At 50.4% G+C, this 16,512-nt stretch carries 14 protein-coding genes; 11 read left to right on the forward strand and 3 right to left on the reverse strand.

The genetic code is table 11. The features are described from left to right. The first annotated feature begins 6 nt into the window (after window positions 1-6). The 5 genes from AC812_RS14135 (at window position 7) to AC812_RS14155 (ending at window position 4,653) form a co-directional block, all read left to right on the forward strand. On the forward strand, window positions 7-957 hold the full coding sequence (locus AC812_RS14135; protein ID WP_061917691.1) for a type II secretion system F family protein: 951 nt from the start codon (window positions 7-9) through the stop codon (window positions 955-957). Between the two features lie 64 nt (window positions 958-1,021). Next, window positions 1,022-1,759 (forward strand): ComF family protein, encoded by a 738-nt coding sequence (locus AC812_RS14140; RefSeq protein ID WP_061917696.1) that lies wholly within the window; start codon window positions 1,022-1,024, stop codon window positions 1,757-1,759. A gap of 67 nt (window positions 1,760-1,826) precedes the next feature. Then, on the forward strand, window positions 1,827-2,399 hold the full coding sequence (gene hpf / locus AC812_RS14145) for a ribosome hibernation-promoting factor, HPF/YfiA family (RefSeq protein WP_061917700.1): 573 nt from the start codon (window positions 1,827-1,829) through the stop codon (window positions 2,397-2,399). A gap of 124 nt (window positions 2,400-2,523) precedes the next feature. Beyond that, complete coding sequence (gene efp, locus AC812_RS14150) at window positions 2,524-3,084, forward strand: elongation factor P (RefSeq protein WP_061917703.1); 561 nt, start codon at window positions 2,524-2,526, stop codon at window positions 3,082-3,084. 312 nt (window positions 3,085-3,396) lie between these two features. Then, entirely contained in the window at window positions 3,397-4,653 is a 1,257-nt protein-coding gene (locus tag AC812_RS14155) for a DinB family protein (RefSeq protein ID WP_061917706.1), read from the forward strand. Here the strand turns inward: AC812_RS14155 and AC812_RS14160 are convergent, their stop codons facing one another. Continuing rightward, window positions 4,654-5,568, reverse strand: coding sequence for a hypothetical protein (locus tag AC812_RS14160; RefSeq protein ID WP_061917709.1), 915 nt, complete (start codon window positions 5,566-5,568; stop codon window positions 4,654-4,656). It lies immediately after the preceding gene. A gap of 199 nt (window positions 5,569-5,767) precedes the next feature. Here AC812_RS14160 and ftsH point away from each other — a divergent pair, with 199 nt between their 5' ends. Beyond that, a complete protein-coding gene (ftsH, locus tag AC812_RS14165; RefSeq protein ID WP_061917712.1) occupies window positions 5,768-7,627 on the forward strand; it encodes an ATP-dependent zinc metalloprotease FtsH in 1,860 nt (619 codons plus the stop codon). 6 nt (window positions 7,628-7,633) lie between these two features. On the opposite strand, the gene miaA is transcribed toward ftsH, so the two are convergent. Both miaA and AC812_RS14175 read right to left on the reverse strand, forming a co-directional pair. Continuing rightward, window positions 7,634-8,572 carry a tRNA (adenosine(37)-N6)-dimethylallyltransferase MiaA gene (miaA, locus tag AC812_RS14170; RefSeq protein ID WP_061917715.1) on the reverse strand — a complete coding sequence of 313 codons (939 nt, stop codon included), beginning with the start codon at window positions 8,570-8,572 and terminating at the stop codon, window positions 7,634-7,636. Next, complete coding sequence (locus AC812_RS14175) at window positions 8,559-8,924, reverse strand: YraN family protein (RefSeq protein ID WP_061917718.1); 366 nt, start codon at window positions 8,922-8,924, stop codon at window positions 8,559-8,561. Before AC812_RS14175 ends, miaA begins: the two co-directional genes overlap by 14 nt. Window positions 8,925-9,065: 141 nt before the next feature. On the opposite strand from AC812_RS14175, the gene AC812_RS14180 reads away from it, so the two are divergent. The 5 genes from AC812_RS14180 to malQ are packed head-to-tail and all read left to right on the forward strand — an operon-like array spanning window position 9,066 to window position 16,510. After that, the gene (locus AC812_RS14180; protein WP_061917721.1) at window positions 9,066-10,238 is read left to right on the forward strand and encodes a competence/damage-inducible protein A; all 1,173 of its coding nucleotides are present in this window, start codon (window positions 9,066-9,068) and stop codon (window positions 10,236-10,238) included. Next, the gene (locus tag AC812_RS14185; RefSeq protein ID WP_061917723.1) at window positions 10,235-12,214 is read left to right on the forward strand and encodes an amidohydrolase family protein; all 1,980 of its coding nucleotides are present in this window, start codon (window positions 10,235-10,237) and stop codon (window positions 12,212-12,214) included. Before AC812_RS14180 ends, AC812_RS14185 begins: the two co-directional genes overlap by 4 nt. 33 nt (window positions 12,215-12,247) lie before the next feature. Then, window positions 12,248-13,729 carry a glycogen synthase gene (locus tag AC812_RS14190; protein WP_061917726.1) on the forward strand — a complete coding sequence of 494 codons (1,482 nt, stop codon included), beginning with the start codon at window positions 12,248-12,250 and terminating at the stop codon, window positions 13,727-13,729. Further along, entirely contained in the window at window positions 13,726-14,982 is a 1,257-nt protein-coding gene (gene glgC, locus AC812_RS14195) for a glucose-1-phosphate adenylyltransferase (RefSeq protein WP_061917729.1), read from the forward strand. Before AC812_RS14190 ends, glgC begins: the two co-directional genes overlap by 4 nt. After that, window positions 14,972-16,510 (forward strand): 4-alpha-glucanotransferase, encoded by a 1,539-nt coding sequence (gene malQ, locus AC812_RS14200; RefSeq protein ID WP_061917732.1) that lies wholly within the window; start codon window positions 14,972-14,974, stop codon window positions 16,508-16,510. Before glgC ends, malQ begins: the two co-directional genes overlap by 11 nt. Window positions 16,511-16,512: the final 2 nt, after the last annotated feature.

Consider the following 16,512-nt stretch of genomic DNA (forward strand, 5'->3'; position numbering starts at 1 on the left):
GCTGAAATGTGGATTTTATTCGTTGTCGGTGGTTTGGTAATTCTTGCAGCGATCATCTTAACCGTCATCGGTCTTCGCAACCCCGAATTGGCAAACGAACGCGCGCTTCAAGCCCGTCTCGAAGAATTTAGCCGCACCGGCGAACAGGTAGACCTGCGAAAATTAGAACTCTCCCAGCCATTTACTCAACGGGTAATTTATCCCATGGCGCGTAAAATGGGTGAACTGGCGATAAAATTCACCCCTCAAAACGCCATCAATTCCATCAACCGCAAACTGGAGCTGGCAGGCAGCCCTGCTAACATTGATGCAACCATGATCCTTGCCCTGCAAGCGGTTTGTGCGGTCATTTTTGGCGGGCTTGTCGTTCTGGTGTTCACGGTTGGAGCGACCAAATGGCCGTTTGGCCGCGTGTTATTATTCGCAGGGTTGTTTGGCGGTTTGGGTTACATGTTCCCCCAATTATGGCTCTCCAGCAAAATCTCCCGCCGTCAAAAAGAAATCCGCAAAGCGATGCCGGATGCGCTTGACCTGTTGACCATTTGTGTTGAGGCGGGTCTGGGCTTTGACGCCGCCATGTCCAAAGTCAGTGAAAAATGGGAATCTCAACTTTCTTTCGCTTTTGCCCGCACGATTCAGGAAATTCAGTTGGGTAAAGTCCGCCGTGAAGCCCTGCGGGATATGGCTGAACGCATCGGCATTCCTGAAATGACCAGTTTTGTTGCCGCTGTTATTCAATCCGAGCAATTAGGCGTTAGTCTGGCAAAAGTGTTGCGCATTCAATCCGATCAGATGCGAGTCAAACGCCGCCAGCGGGCTGAAGAAGAAGCCCATAAAGCACCGCTTAAAATGCTTATTCCGATGGCGCTTCTCATCTTCCCCTCATTAATGATCGTTCTGCTAACACCAGCCGCGCTTCGTTTGTTCCAGTCAGCCCTTGGCGGAATGTTTCAATAACCGCCATAAAAATTCAACGCCACAACCTATTAACTCACAGGCTCAAAATCAGGCCTGGTAAACCATGCACACCTTAACCAAAGCTTCTCCGTTATTCGCAATCCAAAATTTCTTCTGGATTGCAATGGACTGGCTGTACCCTCCTTCCTGTGCTGCTTGCGGTAAAAAAGGTGAACGCTTATGCACTTCGTGCCAACAACAAATCATCCCGATTGATCATCAACAGGCCTGCCCGCTCTGTGATCTGCCGGCTGTCGGTCATCTGTGTCCCGACTGTCAGTCTCAGAAGCCATCATTTGATCTGCTGCGTTCCTATGGTGTTTATGAAGGCGCCCTGAGACAAAGCATTCACGAGTTAAAGTACGAGAACGATTTGGCGCTGGCAGACACGCTTTGCCACTTGCTCATCTCGCTCTATAAACAACAAAATTGGACAATTGATTTGATTTGCCCCGTCCCGCTCAGCCCCCAACGGCTGCGAGAAAGAGGTTACAATCAATCCGCCTTGCTGGCTCAATTGCTTGCCTGGGCAGTTTCAACCCCTTTCAACAATAAAGCCCTGATCCGCATCCGAGAAACCCGCAGTCAGGTAGGATTGAATGCCGAACAAAGACGCATTAACGTCAAAAACGCCTTTGCAGCCCGGTCTAAAATCGTTCAACACAAAGCCATCTTGCTGGTTGATGATATTGCTACCACCAGCGCCACCCTTTCAGCCTGTGCCGAAGCCTTAAAAGCCGCCGGCGCCGAAAAAGTATACGCACTCACACTCGCCCGTACTGTTCACCTCGATTCAAGTTGAGGTATACTAAGAGAAAATCCCGGTTCGCTAATTTGCCTTACCCCAATCTTACCCTCAGGAGGAAGGAATGACACCCCAAATTGAAGTATTTACACGTAATCTGGAACTGACTGATCGCCTTCGGGATTATGTCACTAAAAAAGTTTCCAAATTAAACAAATTGATCAATGATGTTGAAGATACCCGCGTAGATCTTTCCTATGTAAAATCGGCAAGAAGCGCCTCTGACCGACAGGTTGCACAAATTACCATTCGGGGCAAGGGTTTCATTTTACGCTCAGAAGAGCGGGCAGACGACCTTTTTGCGGCGATTGACGAAGCCGTTGATAAAATGCAGCGCCAGATTTCCCGCTTCAAAGGAAAGCGACAACGGGGACGCGGGGACGGCACCCCGGCTTCAGAGGTCGCCCGCGAACCGGTTGCCGAAGAAACCCCAACCGACATTGAGGAAATGCCCATCATTGCCCGCCGCAAAACATTTTCGCTGGTTCCCATGGACGAAATGGAAGCCATCGAGCAAATGAAACTGCTCGGACATGAAGACTTCTTCGTCTTTTACAATGCGAACACCAACGCCATTAATGTGCTTTATACCCGCCGTGATGGTACGTATGGTCTGATCGAACCAAAATTGGGTTAATCGCATACCTTAACTTCCTATCACACCCCCCGATGGGGGTGTGATTTTTTTTACTTGCCACTCCCGCTTCTGTGCGCTATAATCTAGCCGTTCTGAATCTATATTGAAGGTAAGGAAAGATTATATGATTGACGTCAACGATCTTCGCAAGGGAGTAACTTTCGAGCTGGACGGAAACCTCTATAAAGTTCTTGAATACAGCCACCATAAACCCGGGCGTGGTAACGCCACAATTCGAATCAAAGCCCGTAATTTACGTACCGGGGCTACACTGGAAAAAACCTTCACTTCTGGCGACCGTGTTCCCGAAGCACGTCTTGAATACCACAACGCTCAGTACCTTTATAACGACGGCGAAATTTACTACTTCATGGACACGGAAACCTTTGAGCAGTACCCCATCCGAGCTGAAATCCTTGGTGATTCGGCTGGTTATCTCAAAGAAGAAATGCCGGTTAAATTGACCTTCTACGGTAGCGAAGCATTGGATGTCGAACTTCCTACCACAGTGGATTTGAAAGTCACCTACGCGGAAATTGCCGTACGCGGGGATACCGCAACCGGGGTAACCAAAACCGTCACCGTCGAAACTGGTATACAGGTGCAGGTACCCAACTTTGTGGAAGAAGGTGACATCATCCGTGTAGATACCCGTACAGGCACATACGTAACCCGCGTCCAGTAACATCAAATACTGCTCTATAATGAAGACCCCGGCGGGTTTCGAGTGTAGTTATTTTTATGGGGATTACTACCGAGGACGAAAAAGGGAGGAGTGTCGCCTGATTGGTAATGCTCCTCCTCCCCATCATTGGACGGCCGATTTGTGCAAAACCTGTCCGGTTCCAAGTATCCAACGGGCCAATGCCTGTCCATTTATGGTGCTGGATGCCAGAGTTACACGTGGATTTTTGGGCATTAACCGGAAAGTCGTCATCAGCGCTTACTGCAATAAGACCTATCAAGTCGTTTCTGAACCGCATGTAGGATGCGGTCAGTGCCACCCACTTCCACCGCCTTTCAACGAACCAAAATCCTCATGACCCTGACTGTTCTTTTTGATTTAGATGACACTCTGTTGGACAACGATATTCAGCCGTTCATTCAACGCTATTTTGAAATGCTGGCTGAGGCATTGGCTGCGTCATTCTCACCCGAGCATTTTCAGCGAGCAATGCAACAAGCCGTTTATGCAATGCTCAATAAACAATTGCCGGCCGGTACGTTAGAAGAAACCTTTGATCGGGTGTTCTACCCCGCCCTGGGTGTATCCAAACCAGAACTCAAAGAACGCATTGATGATTTCTACCGGACAAAGTTTCCGCTACTGAAAGAATTAACTCGACCCCGAGAAGCAGCCATCCAGCTGGTTGAATGTGCCTTTGAGCGAGGGTGGCAGGTCGTCATCGCTACCAATCCGCTCTTTCCCCGCACTGCGATTGAACAACGCCTGGAATGGGCTGGTTTGCCGGTTGACCGTTATCCATTTGCGCTGGTAACGACTTACGAAAACTCGCACTTTTGTAAACCCAATCCCGCCTATTTCGCAGAAATCCTTGCCGTTCTGCGCTGGCCTCATACCCCTTCGGTAATGGTCGGCAACAGTATCGAAGATGACATTCTCCCTGCAGAGAGATTGGGCTTGCCTACGTATTACGTTTGCAATGACAACCAGCCGTCAAAAATTGATAACCGCCATCCTCTCAGTAAAACTGGCCGATTGGATGAGGTATTGGATTGGTTGGACACAATTGCCCAAATGGAATCTGTGTCGTCTTATGAGAGCAAAGCCGCCATCCTGGCAACCCTGCAATCCACACCCGCTGCTCTGGACACCTTTTCTTCGACCCTTCCAGATCATCTTTGGAATCAACGACCCGAACCTGAAGAGTGGTGTTTTACTGAAATCTTATGTCATTTACGCGATGTAGACCGTGAAGTTAATCTGGAACGCATCCAAACCATTTTGACGAAAAATCGGCCCTTCTTGCCAGCCGCTATGACCGATGGTTGGGTTGAACAGCGAAATTGCATCCTCGAAAATGGAAGAAACGCTTTGGAGGGATTTATTTCAGCCCGCAGCGAAATCATCAGCAAGTTGCTCAATCTGAACGAAAAGGACTGGCACAAACCGGCTCGCCACGCCATTTTTGGCCCAACAACCCTGAAGGAATTGGTCGGTTTTGTGGCAACGCATGACCGTATCCACATCAATCAGGCATGGCAAACAATTCAGGCCGTGATGGCGGAGTAGTCATTTACGCTCTTCTTCTACAACCCCCATCGTCTGCGATTCCCCGCTCTTTCCGCCCAACTCAACCCGAAAGACATCCAGAATTCGACGGACAATTTCATAAACCACATTTTGTTTAAACCCGCTCACCCAGGCAAATACATAAATGACCAGCGCAGAGCGAATGCTAACGTTTTCCTCTGTTCCTGCTGTGAGGGAGAAGAAACCCGCCTGAAAGACCAGGAAAACAAATGCCCCCAGGGCGATTCCTAATAATGGGTTGGTAATGTACCACAGCGCATATTGAGGATCAAAGTCCTGTTCGGCTGCAATGTGTTTCCACAACGCGTAAAATGCGCCTACTACGCCCCCAAAACCGCCCCACAACAACGTATTAATAAACTGAACCAGATTAACCGATGCAAACGGGCTTGCCTGATTGATCAGCGAAGCCTGCGGTTCGGTATTGATGAGAACGAATATAGCAATTAATGTGATAAAAATAATCAACTCATAAATAAATAAACGCATTCCCACCGTGCGGGAGGATTGCTTAACACGCCGAATAAAATCTAAACGGTGTTCAACATCTACAATTAATCGCTCCGATTCTTCGTAATTGTCCTTTCCTTCAAACAACAATTGACGCGATCGTTCGATTTTGTCAAATAGCTGACCTGCCAATTCAACTTTGTTGATTTCCTCTTTTATTCTGTCCAGCGCATGACTGGCACGTTCATGGAGAGCCTGAATCCGCTCCGGGGTAATAAAATCATCCGTTGCCGGGATTTGTTTTTCCTCATCCCCCTCGATAACCGGAAAGACAGCCCGCATCGGCCGGTCAGACGGTTCAGAATATTCAATTTCCTCTTTATCACTTTCTTCAATCCGTTCGTCAAAGGGTTTCGGTGCGGATGAATCCGGTTGATCAGTCATTTGTTCACCTCCACGACCAAAATTTTTGCCATTACCTCCAGTATAGACAGGGATAATCATCCCGTCAATATAAGAGTTGTATAAAAACCGCCTCAATCCTTATTCATAGACTGGCAGGGGCATGGATAGATTGGTATAATTCTTACCAACAATAAAGGCATTTAGCCCTGATGGGTTTCACTTTAATCTGGAGGTTTATGTGAGCTCTCGCAACCAATCCTATGTTGTCTACCTGCTGCTGTTTGTGGCTATCATCGCCATGGTGATGTATAGCTTTAACCAGCGGAGCACCACCTCCGAAGTTTCCATTAACCAGCTGGCTGAAGACATCAAAAATCAGCGGGTTACAAAAATTGAAGAGGACGACAACCGTCTGAAGATTACCTACAAAGACCTGAGCGAAGCACTTTCCACGAAGGAACCTTCCGCAACTTTGGTTGAGCAATTGCTTAACTTAGGGGTAACTCAGGAACAACTGCACCCGGAACGCATCAAAATCATCATCAAACCACCCAGCGCGTGGGTTGGCGTACTAACCGCATTGGGTTACATCTTACCGTTTCTGATTCTGATCGGTGCTTTCTTCTTCATTTTCCGCCAGGCTCAGGGCAGTAATAACGCTGCCATGTCCTTCGGAAAATCCCGGGCGCGCATGTTCACCGGCGATCATCCAACCGTGACCTTTGCCGATGTTGCAGGCGTGGAAGAAGCCAAAGAGGAATTGAAAGAGGTTGTCGAATTTCTCCGCGAGCCCCAAAAATTCATCCAGTTGGGGGCGCGCATCCCGAAAGGCGTGCTTCTGGTTGGTCCGCCTGGAACGGGTAAGACCCTGTTGGCGAAGGCTGTCTCCGGTGAAGCCGGGGTGCCGTTCTTTTCCATTTCCGGGTCTGAGTTTGTGGAAATGTTCGTGGGCGTTGGTGCCAGCCGCGTGCGCGACCTCTTCGATCAGGCCAAGCGTCACTCCCCATGTATCGTATTCGTGGATGAAATTGACGCGGTAGGGCGTCAACGTGGAGCCGGGTTGGGGGGTAGCCATGATGAACGTGAGCAAACCCTCAATCAGATGCTGGTTGAAATGGATGGGTTTGATACCGATACCAACATCATCATCATGGCCGCGACCAACCGCCCCGATATTCTTGACCCGGCCTTACTGCGTCCCGGCCGCTTCGACCGGCGAGTTGTGCTGGACCGTCCGGACGTCCGTGGACGGGAAGCCATCCTCAAAGTGCATGTCAAGGGCAAGCCACTCGAACCGAACGTGGATCTCAGCGTGCTCGCCCGCGCTACCCCCGGTTTTGTGGGCGCAGATCTGGAAAATCTGGTGAACGAAGCCGCCATCCTCGCTGCCCGTCGCAATAAAAAGAGCATCTCTCAGGCGGAATTTGAAGAAGCCATCGAACGCGTCATTGCAGGACCGGAACGCAAGAGTCGTCTGATCAGCGATGAGGAAAAACGCATCATTGCCTATCACGAAGCAGGCCACGCCGTAGTGATGAACGCTCTGCCGGATCATGACCCTGTCCAAAAAGTCACCATTATTGCTCGCGGGATGGCCGGCGGCTACACCATTGCTCTGCCCACCGAGGACCGTACCATCATCCCCCGCAAGAAGTTGATCGCCCAAATGGTCGGTTTGCTGGGCGGGCGTGCTGCCGAGGAAATTGTCTTTGACGATATTACCTCTGGCGCCGGCAACGACATCGAGCGAGTTACCCAAATTGCCCGCACGATGGTCACCCGTCTGGGCATGAGCCGCGAAATGGGGCCGATGGTGTATGGGCAAAAAGAAGAATTAATCTTTCTGGGTCGGGAAATCTCCGAACAGCGCGATTATTCCGAAGCGGTGGCTGAACAGATTGATGCCGAAGTTCGCCGTCTGGTCAATGAAGCCTATCAACAAGCCCGCCAGATCCTCATTGAATATCGCGACAAACTGGATGCGGTTGCCCAGCGCTTGCTGGAAGTGGAAACCATCTCCCGCGAGGAATTTGAGCGAATCTTCCCGCCCCCCGTTCCCAAGCGAAGCGGAGTACCCGCGATGGCAGCCAATAACTGACCCATCTCAAGCCTCTTTCAACCACCCGTGAATCAAATCGGCAATTTCGCGGGTGGTTTTTTCATTCATATCAAACCAGTGAATTTGCGGGTCGTGTTCTTTGAACCAGTTTGCCTGTCGGCGCACAAACTGCCGGGTATTTTTCTTGATTAAACCAATCGCCTCATCCAGCGTGATCTTGCCCTGAAGGTATGCCGCAATCTCTCGATATCCAATAGTTGAAAACACCGGCGAGGTGGCATCCAGACCTCGTTCGAGTAGATTTTTGACTTCATCTACCAAACCAGCTTTCAGCATCTGATCAATCCGCTGGTCAATTCGTTGATACAACGCCTGACGCGGTCTCTTTAGGCCAATTTTCAATACCCGATAAGGAGACTCCCCTTTTAGGCGCTGTTCCGAAAACCGCTTACCGGTTTTCAGGATAACCTCCAAGGCACGGATCGTGCGGCGGAGATTGCGGGGATCAATGTTTTTGGCAGCCTGCGGGTCTAAAATTGCCAGTTTATGATAAATGGCATCGTTCCCGATGATTTGCGCCCAACCTTCCAACACCTCCCTTAACTTTGTGTCCGGTTGTTGAGGCGGCACAGACCAATCTTCGATCAGGGCTGTAATATACTGACCCGTCCCCCCAACCAGAAATGGCAACCTGTTGCGGGCATGAATTCCAGCAATCGCCCGTTTTGCAGCGTTCTTGAACACACCCAGACTCCACACTTCGGTCGGATCCGCAACATCAATCAAATGATGCGGCACGCGCTGGCGTTCTTCCAGCGTAGGTTTGGCCGTGCCAATGTCCATTCCCCGGTAAAAGAGCCGCGAATCTCCCGAAACAATCTCCCCATCAAATTGTTCAGCTAATTGAATGGCTGTTTCTGTCTTTCCAACCGCGGTTGGCCCCACAATAACGATCAAACGATTGGAAGGTTCAATTGGTGACATTTTCAAACCACTCAATTTCCGGGTCTTTCTGCCCCAACCTTCCACGAATGGCAATCAGGTCAATCCGCCAATCCCCCACGAAATTGGGCTGTTGTTGGATAAAATACAAAGCAGCACCGATCAAATGCTCGACTTTTCTGGCATCCACGGCTTCCTCCGGATTCCCAAAATCATCCGTGCTTCGCGTCTTAACCTCAAAGAACACCATAGTCTGTCCTTGTTGGGCTATCAAATCAATTTCCCCGTAGGGAGTGCGAACATTTTGAGCAATCAGGGTATAGCCTGCGGCGCTGATGAGGTTGGCAGCCACAGACTCACCCCACGCTCCAATTTGTTGACGATAAGTTTTCACGCATTCCTCAGCGATTCTTCCGGTGCTTTTTCCTGCCGAATTGTTCTCAGCACCTTATCCGGTTTTGCCAGAAGGCGGTTTTGTGCTAAACTTTGAGAAAGGTTTAATCACTCTCTTTATTTTAACCAAAAAACCAATCCTATGCCTGCTGCTGAAATCATTGCCATCGGAACCGAATTGCTGTTGGGAGAATCGTTCGATACCAACACGGCTTTCATTGCCCGAACCCTGCGCGATTATGGGGTGGATATTTACCGAACCATGATCGTCGGCGATAACGCCGGGCGGATTGCCGATGCCATACGCGAATCACTCTCCCGCGCCCAGATTGTGATAACAACCGGAGGTTTAGGCCCCACTATTGATGATCCCACTCGCGAAGCAGTTGCCATGGCCACTCACAGCGAACTGGTCTTTCACCCGGAATTGTGGGATCAAATTCAAGAGCGCTTTCGTCGTTACAACCGCCTGCCGACCGAGAATAACCGTCGGCAGGCTTTTCTACCCAGGGGGGCGGTTGCCATTCCCAATCCGGTAGGAACGGCACCGGCGTTTTATTATCCCCTTGAGGAAAAAGTGATCGTTTGCCTGCCGGGTGTTCCCAGCGAGATGGAGACCATTCTCTTGCAGTCAGTAATTCCTCTTCTTCGCTCAAAGTTTGATTTGCGCGAAGTTATTCGTGCTTATGTACTCCACGCCGCTGGAGTAGGCGAATCGCAGGTAGATGAATGGATTGCCGACTTAGAAAAGCAATCCAATCCAACTGTGGGGCTGCTTGCTCATCCGGGGCAGGTGGATATTCGAATTACTGCCAAAGCCGCCTCCATCGAGGAGGCCGATCAGATGATTCAAGAAACCGTCCGTCAAATCTACGAACGAATGGGATTTGCCATTTTTGGGGTCAATCAACAAAAATTAGAACAGGTCGTTGCCGAAAAACTCCGCGATTTAAACTGGGATATATTCATTTCCGTTGCCGGTTTCCCGGAAGAGTTAAGAAAACGGCTCGAAACGGTTGTAACCAACCCTCAAAACCTGTTCTTCTTACCGTACACCGACTTGCATACTCTTGTGGAAAATTACCGCCAAAACCCGGCTTTCCGGCAAAGTTCGATCGCCTTGCTGGCCAGCCTCCAGCGTGGGGAACATCAACAGCAATTAACGATTTTTCTGCGGACGCCACAGGATGTGGATGAGATAAGCCGCTCATATGGAGGGCCGCCCTCGCTGGCCGGAATGTGGGCACTGCGCACCATGCTTGAATTTGTTCGCCGTCGTCTACCTTCAAACTTATCTGGAGAAAATCATTTATGACATTTTCAGCCGACCTCATCCTTAAGAACGCCATTGTTGTTTCAATGGATCCTCAATTTAATCTATACGAACCCGGTGCAGTGGTGATTCGGCAACAAAACATTGTGGCTGCCGGGCGGCAAAATGAGATTTTACAGCAATACTCAGCAGAGCAGATCATGGATTGTGACGGTAAAATCCTCATGCCGGGAATGGTCAATGCTCACACCCATGTACCGATGACCTTGCTGCGCGGTCTGGCGGATGACCTGCGGTTGGATGTATGGCTGTTAGGTTATATGATGCCGGTTGAAAGGGAGTTTGTCTCACCCGATTTTGTCCGCCTCGGAACCGGTTTGGCATGTGCAGAGATGATTCGCGGTGGAGTAACTACCTTTGCAGACATGTATTACTTTGAGGAAGACATTGCCGTGGCTACCGCTCAGGCAGGTTTACGCGGGATTTGTGGTCAAACGGTACTGAAATTTCCAACTCCGGATGCTCAATCCTACGAAGAGTCACTTGCTTATGCCCGCGACTACATTCAACGTTGGAAGAATCACCCCCTGATCATCCCGGCAGTTGCCCCGCACGCCCCTTACACCTGTACAGACGAAATCCTACGAGCCTGCGCACAACTGGCCATTGAGATGGATGTCCCCCTTCACATCCACCTTTCCGAAACTGCTCAAGAAGTAGAAAATATGCGCCGCGAACAGGGTATGCCGGTGATTCCCTTTGTCAAGAAACTGGGTTTACTGGATGCCAAAGTCATTGCAGCCCACTGCGTCCATGTTGACGAAGGCGAAATGCGCACATTTCAACACTACAACACCGGTATTGCCCACAACCCATCCTCAAACCTGAAATTAGCCTCCGGCATTGCTCCGGTAAAGAAGATGCTCGAATTGGGGCTGAACGTAGGCATCGGCACAGACGGGCCGGCATCCAACAACGACCTTGATATGTTCGAAGAAATGCGCCTGGCATCTTTTCTGGCAAAGGGTTCCAGCGGCGACCCAACGGCTTTGCCGGCTTTGGAAACTTTAGCCATGGCAACCAGCATCGGCGCAAAAGCCCTGCATGTGGGTCATCTGACCGGTTCGATTGAGGCGGGCAAACGAGCTGACTTAATTTTGCTCGATCTGACACCAGTACACAACTCTCCTCGTTTTCAACGAGACCCGCAGGGTATTTATTCTCAGATTGTTTATGCCGCCAAGGCAATGGATGTGACTGATGTAATGGTCAACGGTCAATGGTTGATGCGTGACCGCAGGCTGCTGACCCTCAACGAAGAAGAAATGCTGCGCGAAGCCGAGGATTACGCCCGTCGGATTGACATATTCCTCATCCAACGCGAAAAATCGCTGCTTTCCAAATTGCTTGCCCTGGGAGAAGCAACCGAAGAGGAAGAATCCTTTGAAGTTCAAGTCAAAGTACCCGTGGAAAGTATCGCCGGAATTCAGGAACGGCTCCTGGATCCCGCCTTCGAAATTTTACGCACCCGTCACTATCGTGAGTATGATGTATATTTCAATTTCCCGCCTCCAGAAGAATCCCGGCTGCGCTACCGCGAAGACCATTTTATCACCCCTAGCGGTGAAGTCAGCCGGGTGCGCACCCGTTTGACCCTCCTCGGCCCAACCCGTGAATATTCTTTCCCGCAAAAAGTGCTACTTTCCCGCAGCCGTTATTTAGCCACTGCTACACAGAGTTTACGTTTCTACCGCGAGTACTTCAAACCCGTCAGCGAAACGGAAATTGAAAAAGAACGATTGCGCTATCTGGTACGCTACCAGGAAACCGAATTCTTCATCAACCTTGATCATCTGCACAAACCCGACCTGGGTAATTTTCTGGAAATCAAAAGCCGCACGTGGAGTCGCAAAGACGCCGAGTTGAAATCCCGGCTGGTGGTGGAAATTTTAGAAAAATTAGGAGCATCACCCCAACAAACCATCTCCCAGGATTATATTGAACTGGTTAACACCTGATCATTCATGTCACCCCAAGGAGAACGAGCCAGGATGACGAATTCCACTCAAAAACCCACATTGAATGTGCTGTTTCTGGCATCAGAAGCCGCCCCCTTGGTTAAGGTGGGTGGACTGGGAGATGTAGCCGGTTCCCTGCCGCCCGCTTTACGCCGGTTGCAGCCTCCCCTCTGGTCAGGGCCGCAGCTGGATGTCCGCCTGGTGCTGCCCTTCCATGAGGAAATCAAACTCAAAGTTCGCGAACCACGTTTTGTGGCTTCTTTTCTGGTTGACCACCCCGGAGAAGACCTGCCTGCCAAAGCCTTTCTAACCGAAGTGAATGGATTGCCGGTTTACCTTATCGAAGGCCCTCCCATTTTACCGGACATGCCTGTTTACAGTAGCGATGCTGCATTGGACGGAGAAAAATATGTATTCTTTTCTCTGGCCGTATTGGAAATGTTGAAACATCTGGATTGGCAACCGGATATCCTTCATGCCAACGACTGGCACACCGCCGCAAGCCTGTATGCTTTACAAATCCGGCAAAAAGACCAGCCCGAATTTCAAAAAATCCGAAAGGTTCTCAGCATTCACAACCTGCCCTTCATGGGAAAAGACGCCGAAGAGGCCATGATCAAGTACGGCATACCTCGTTCAAAAGATAAGCGGCTGCCCAAATGGGCGACCCTGTTTCCCCTGCCCTTAGGATTACTGGCAGCGGATCGAATTATTGCGGTTTCGCCGGGGTATGCCAGAGAAATTTTGACACCCGAATTTGGCTGTGGTTTACAGGACTTTCTCAAAACCCGCCGTTCCTCAATCACAGGAATTTTGAATGGTCTCGATCAAGACTCCTGGAACCCACAAACCGACCCGGCCTTGATTGAACGATATTCCATAGAAACCCTGGAAAAGCGTTCCCTGAACAAGAAAACCCTTCAGGAAGATTTAAGCCTGCCGGTCGAATCAGATACACCACTGCTCATCATCATCAGCCGGCTGGATCAACAAAAAGGAATTGATATTGCCATCGCTGGCCTGCGCCAGATGGCCAATCGCAACTGGCAACTCGTCCTTCTCGGAACCGGTGACCCGTTGTTGGAAAGCGATTGCCGCAGTCTGGAAGCCGAATTTCCCGACCGGGTACGCGCCATCATCCGCTTTGATGCGGGTTTTGCCCGGCGGATGTATGCTTCTGGCGATGTCCTCCTGATGCCCTCCCGCTACGAACCGTGCGGGCTGGCACAAATGATCGCCATGCGGTACGGTTGTGTACCATTGGCACGCGCCACCGGAGGGCTGAGGGATACTATTCAAGATCAGGATGATCCAGCCCAATCCACCGGCTTTCTGTTTGAGGAGGCTTCTCCTCAGGCATTTGCACAAGCGTTGGAACGCGCCTTGATCCTGTATCCCAATACCGAAATCTGGCGTATGATACAACGCAACGGCATGCAGCAGGATTTCTCCTGGGAAAAATCAGCCATTGAGTACGCCAAAATTTATCTCGAACTTGCGGAGCAGACCAAATGAAAATCCGAAGTCTGATACTCGCTGGCGGTGAAGGTACTCGTCTCAGTATCCTGACCGCCAAACGCACCAAACCAGCCGTACCCTTTGCCGGAAAGTATCGGATCATTGATTTCCCCTTATCTAACTGTGTCAATTCACGCATTTTCGATGTCATGTTGGTTGCTCAATATCGCCCCCATTCGCTGATTGAGCACATCGGCGCCGGCGGCCCGTGGGATTTGAACCGCGATTTCACCGGCGGGGTGCGGATTCTCACCCCCTACCGGGCACGTGGGTCAACCTGGTTTGTCGGTACAGCAGATGCCGTTCAGCAAAACTTTACCTTCATCAAACGCGGCAACATTGATACGATTTTGATTCTTTCTGGCGATCACATCTACGCCATGGATTACAACCCAATGATCGAATTTCATCAAAAAAATCAGGCTGAAGTTACCGTGGCTGTGATCAATGTCCCCATCGAGGAAGCCTCGCGCTTTGGCATTGTCGGCATTGATGAAAATCACCGAATCACCTCCTTCGTGGAAAAACCGGAAAATCCCCCATCCACTCTGGCAAACATGGGGATTTATTTGTTCAATCTGGATATCCTCAACGAAGCACTGTGGGAAGATCACCTCATGCAGGATTCCCAGCATGACTTTGGCAAGAACATCCTTCCGCGTCTGGTTGAAACCGGCCGGAGAGTGTTTGCCTACCAGTATGAAGGGTACTGGATGGATGTTGGAACCGTGCAATCGTACTGGCAGGCACACATGGACCTATTGTGCGATCCACCGGCTTTCAACCTGTACCGACCCGATTGGATCATTCATACCCGAACAGAAGAACGACCACCGGCCTTGCTCCAAAAGGGTTCGACAGTCGAGGATAGTCTGATTTGCCACGGCTGTCTGATCGAAGAAGGTGCCAGTGTGATTCGTTCGGTATTATCACCGGGTGTTGTCATCCGTTCAGGCTGTCATGTGGAGGACTCGATCATCCTCACGAATACGGTTGTAGATCAAAACACCCGTATCCAGCGTTCCATTTTGGATAAACGTATTCAGGTCGGAAAAAATTGTCAAATCGGCGAATTATTGGACGGCCGGCTCGAATTTGCCATGATTGGGAGAAACAGCATTGTACCGGATGGCACAATCGTGCACGCCGGTGGTACGGTTGGAACGGATGTGGTATCATCAGACTATCCGGGTAATGAGGTGAAACCCGGTGAATACGTTCAAACACGGAGATTACCCAATGAAATTTAAACGCGCCGCGGGAATCATCCTTCACCCGACCAGTTTACCCGGCCCAGATGGGATTGGCGACCTAGGGCCGGAGGCATACCGTTGGATCAACTTCCTGGCCGAGTCTGGATGTAAGTTGTGGCAAGTTTTGCCGCTTGGTCCAACCGGTTATGGCGATTCTCCTTACCAGTGTTTTTCGGCATTTGCCGGAAATCCCTATCTGATTAGTCCGGCACTGCTTCTGGAAGATGGTCTTTTACGACGGAGTGACCTGACCGACCGCCCAGAATTCAATCCCATTCGGATTGATTACGGTCTGGCCATCAACTGGAAGTTAAAGATTCTTGACAGGGCCTACGAGAACTTCAAGCACCAGAAAAACCCCACCCTGAACAATGCATATCGCCGATTTGTCGAAGAGGAAGCGGATTGGCTGAATGATTTTGCCCTCTTCATGGCAATCAAAGAAGCCAATGGCGGTGTTTCGTGGGATCATTGGCCAAAAGAACTACGAACCCGCCAGCCGCAGGCCATTGACCAATTTAAACAAAGCGAGGCCGACCGCATTCAACGCCACGCCTTCCGACAGTTTTTGTTTTTCCGCCAGTGGCTTGACCTGAAGGCATACGCCAATCAAAAAAATATCCTGATCATCGGCGATATTCCAATATTTGTTGCCTATGACAGCGCGGACGCCTGGTCTAACCCGGAGTTGTTCTATCTGGATGAAGAAGGCAAACCCACCGTCGTAGCGGGTGTTCCGCCGGATTACTTCTCACCAACCGGCCAATTATGGGGAAATCCTCTCTATAAATGGGAAATCCATCGCCAGCAAAACTTCCGCTGGTGGATTCGGAGGATGCAGGCCACGCTGCGTCTCGTGGATATTGTCCGATTGGATCATTTCCGCGGATTTGCCGGTTACTGGGAGGTTCCTTTTGGCATGCCCACAGCGGAAATTGGCCGCTGGGTGAAGGGGCCTGGTAAAGAACTGTTCAACGCTATTCGCGAAGCCCTCGGCGATCTTCCCATCATCGCTGAGGATTTGGGGGTAATCACCCCGGACGTCGTCGAATTACGCGATTCGTTCAATCTTCCCGGCATGAAGGTCTTTCAATTTGCCTTCACCACCGACCCGCTGGATCCCTTCCTGCCGCACAACTACGAAACCAATTGCGTTGCTTACACGGGTACCCACGACAACGATACTGCCCTTGGCTGGTATCAAAGTGCACCCGAAAAAGAACGGGATTTTATCCGCCGCTATCTCGCACGATCCGGGGAGGATATCTCCTGGGACATGATTCGGGCTGTCTGGTCTTCGGTAGCCGTCTTTGCCCTTGCGCCCATGCAGGATGTACTTGGACTTGGGAATGAAGCCCGTATGAACCTGCCGGGGCGAGCCAGTGGTAACTGGTGCTGGAGGCTTCACCCTGAAGCCTTCAACCCCGTGATTTTGAAACGGCTTAAAGAAGTCAATTACCTGTATGCCCGCACCGACATTGAGCGAACTGCCCAAACCGAATTACCCCCCAATTATCCGCTGTAAAA

The organism is Bellilinea caldifistulae, from assembly GCF_001306055.1.
In the GTDB taxonomy this organism is placed as follows: domain Bacteria; phylum Chloroflexota; class Anaerolineae; order Anaerolineales; family Anaerolineaceae; genus Bellilinea; species Bellilinea caldifistulae.

Excerpts from the sequence above, each read along its gene's own strand:
- AC812_RS14135 (WP_061917691.1), top strand. The coding sequence starts at position 7 with ATGTGGATTTTATTCGTTGTCGGTGGTTTGGTAATTCTTGCAGCGATC.
- AC812_RS14140 (WP_061917696.1), top strand. The coding sequence starts at position 1,022 with ATGCACACCTTAACCAAAGCTTCTCCGTTATTCGCAATCCAAAATTTC.
- hpf (WP_061917700.1), top strand. The coding sequence starts at position 1,827 with ATGACACCCCAAATTGAAGTATTTACACGTAATCTGGAACTGACTGAT.
- efp (WP_061917703.1), top strand. The coding sequence starts at position 2,524 with ATGATTGACGTCAACGATCTTCGCAAGGGAGTAACTTTCGAGCTGGAC.
- AC812_RS14160 (WP_061917709.1), bottom strand. The coding sequence starts at position 5,568 with ATGACTGATCAACCGGATTCATCCGCACCGAAACCCTTTGACGAACGG.
- miaA (WP_061917715.1), bottom strand. The coding sequence starts at position 8,572 with ATGTCACCAATTGAACCTTCCAATCGTTTGATCGTTATTGTGGGGCCA.
- AC812_RS14180 (WP_061917721.1), top strand. The coding sequence starts at position 9,066 with ATGCCTGCTGCTGAAATCATTGCCATCGGAACCGAATTGCTGTTGGGA.
- AC812_RS14185 (WP_061917723.1), top strand. The coding sequence starts at position 10,235 with ATGACATTTTCAGCCGACCTCATCCTTAAGAACGCCATTGTTGTTTCA.
- AC812_RS14190 (WP_061917726.1), top strand. The coding sequence starts at position 12,248 with ATGACGAATTCCACTCAAAAACCCACATTGAATGTGCTGTTTCTGGCA.
- glgC (WP_061917729.1), top strand. The coding sequence starts at position 13,726 with ATGAAAATCCGAAGTCTGATACTCGCTGGCGGTGAAGGTACTCGTCTC.
- malQ (WP_061917732.1), top strand. The coding sequence starts at position 14,972 with ATGAAATTTAAACGCGCCGCGGGAATCATCCTTCACCCGACCAGTTTA.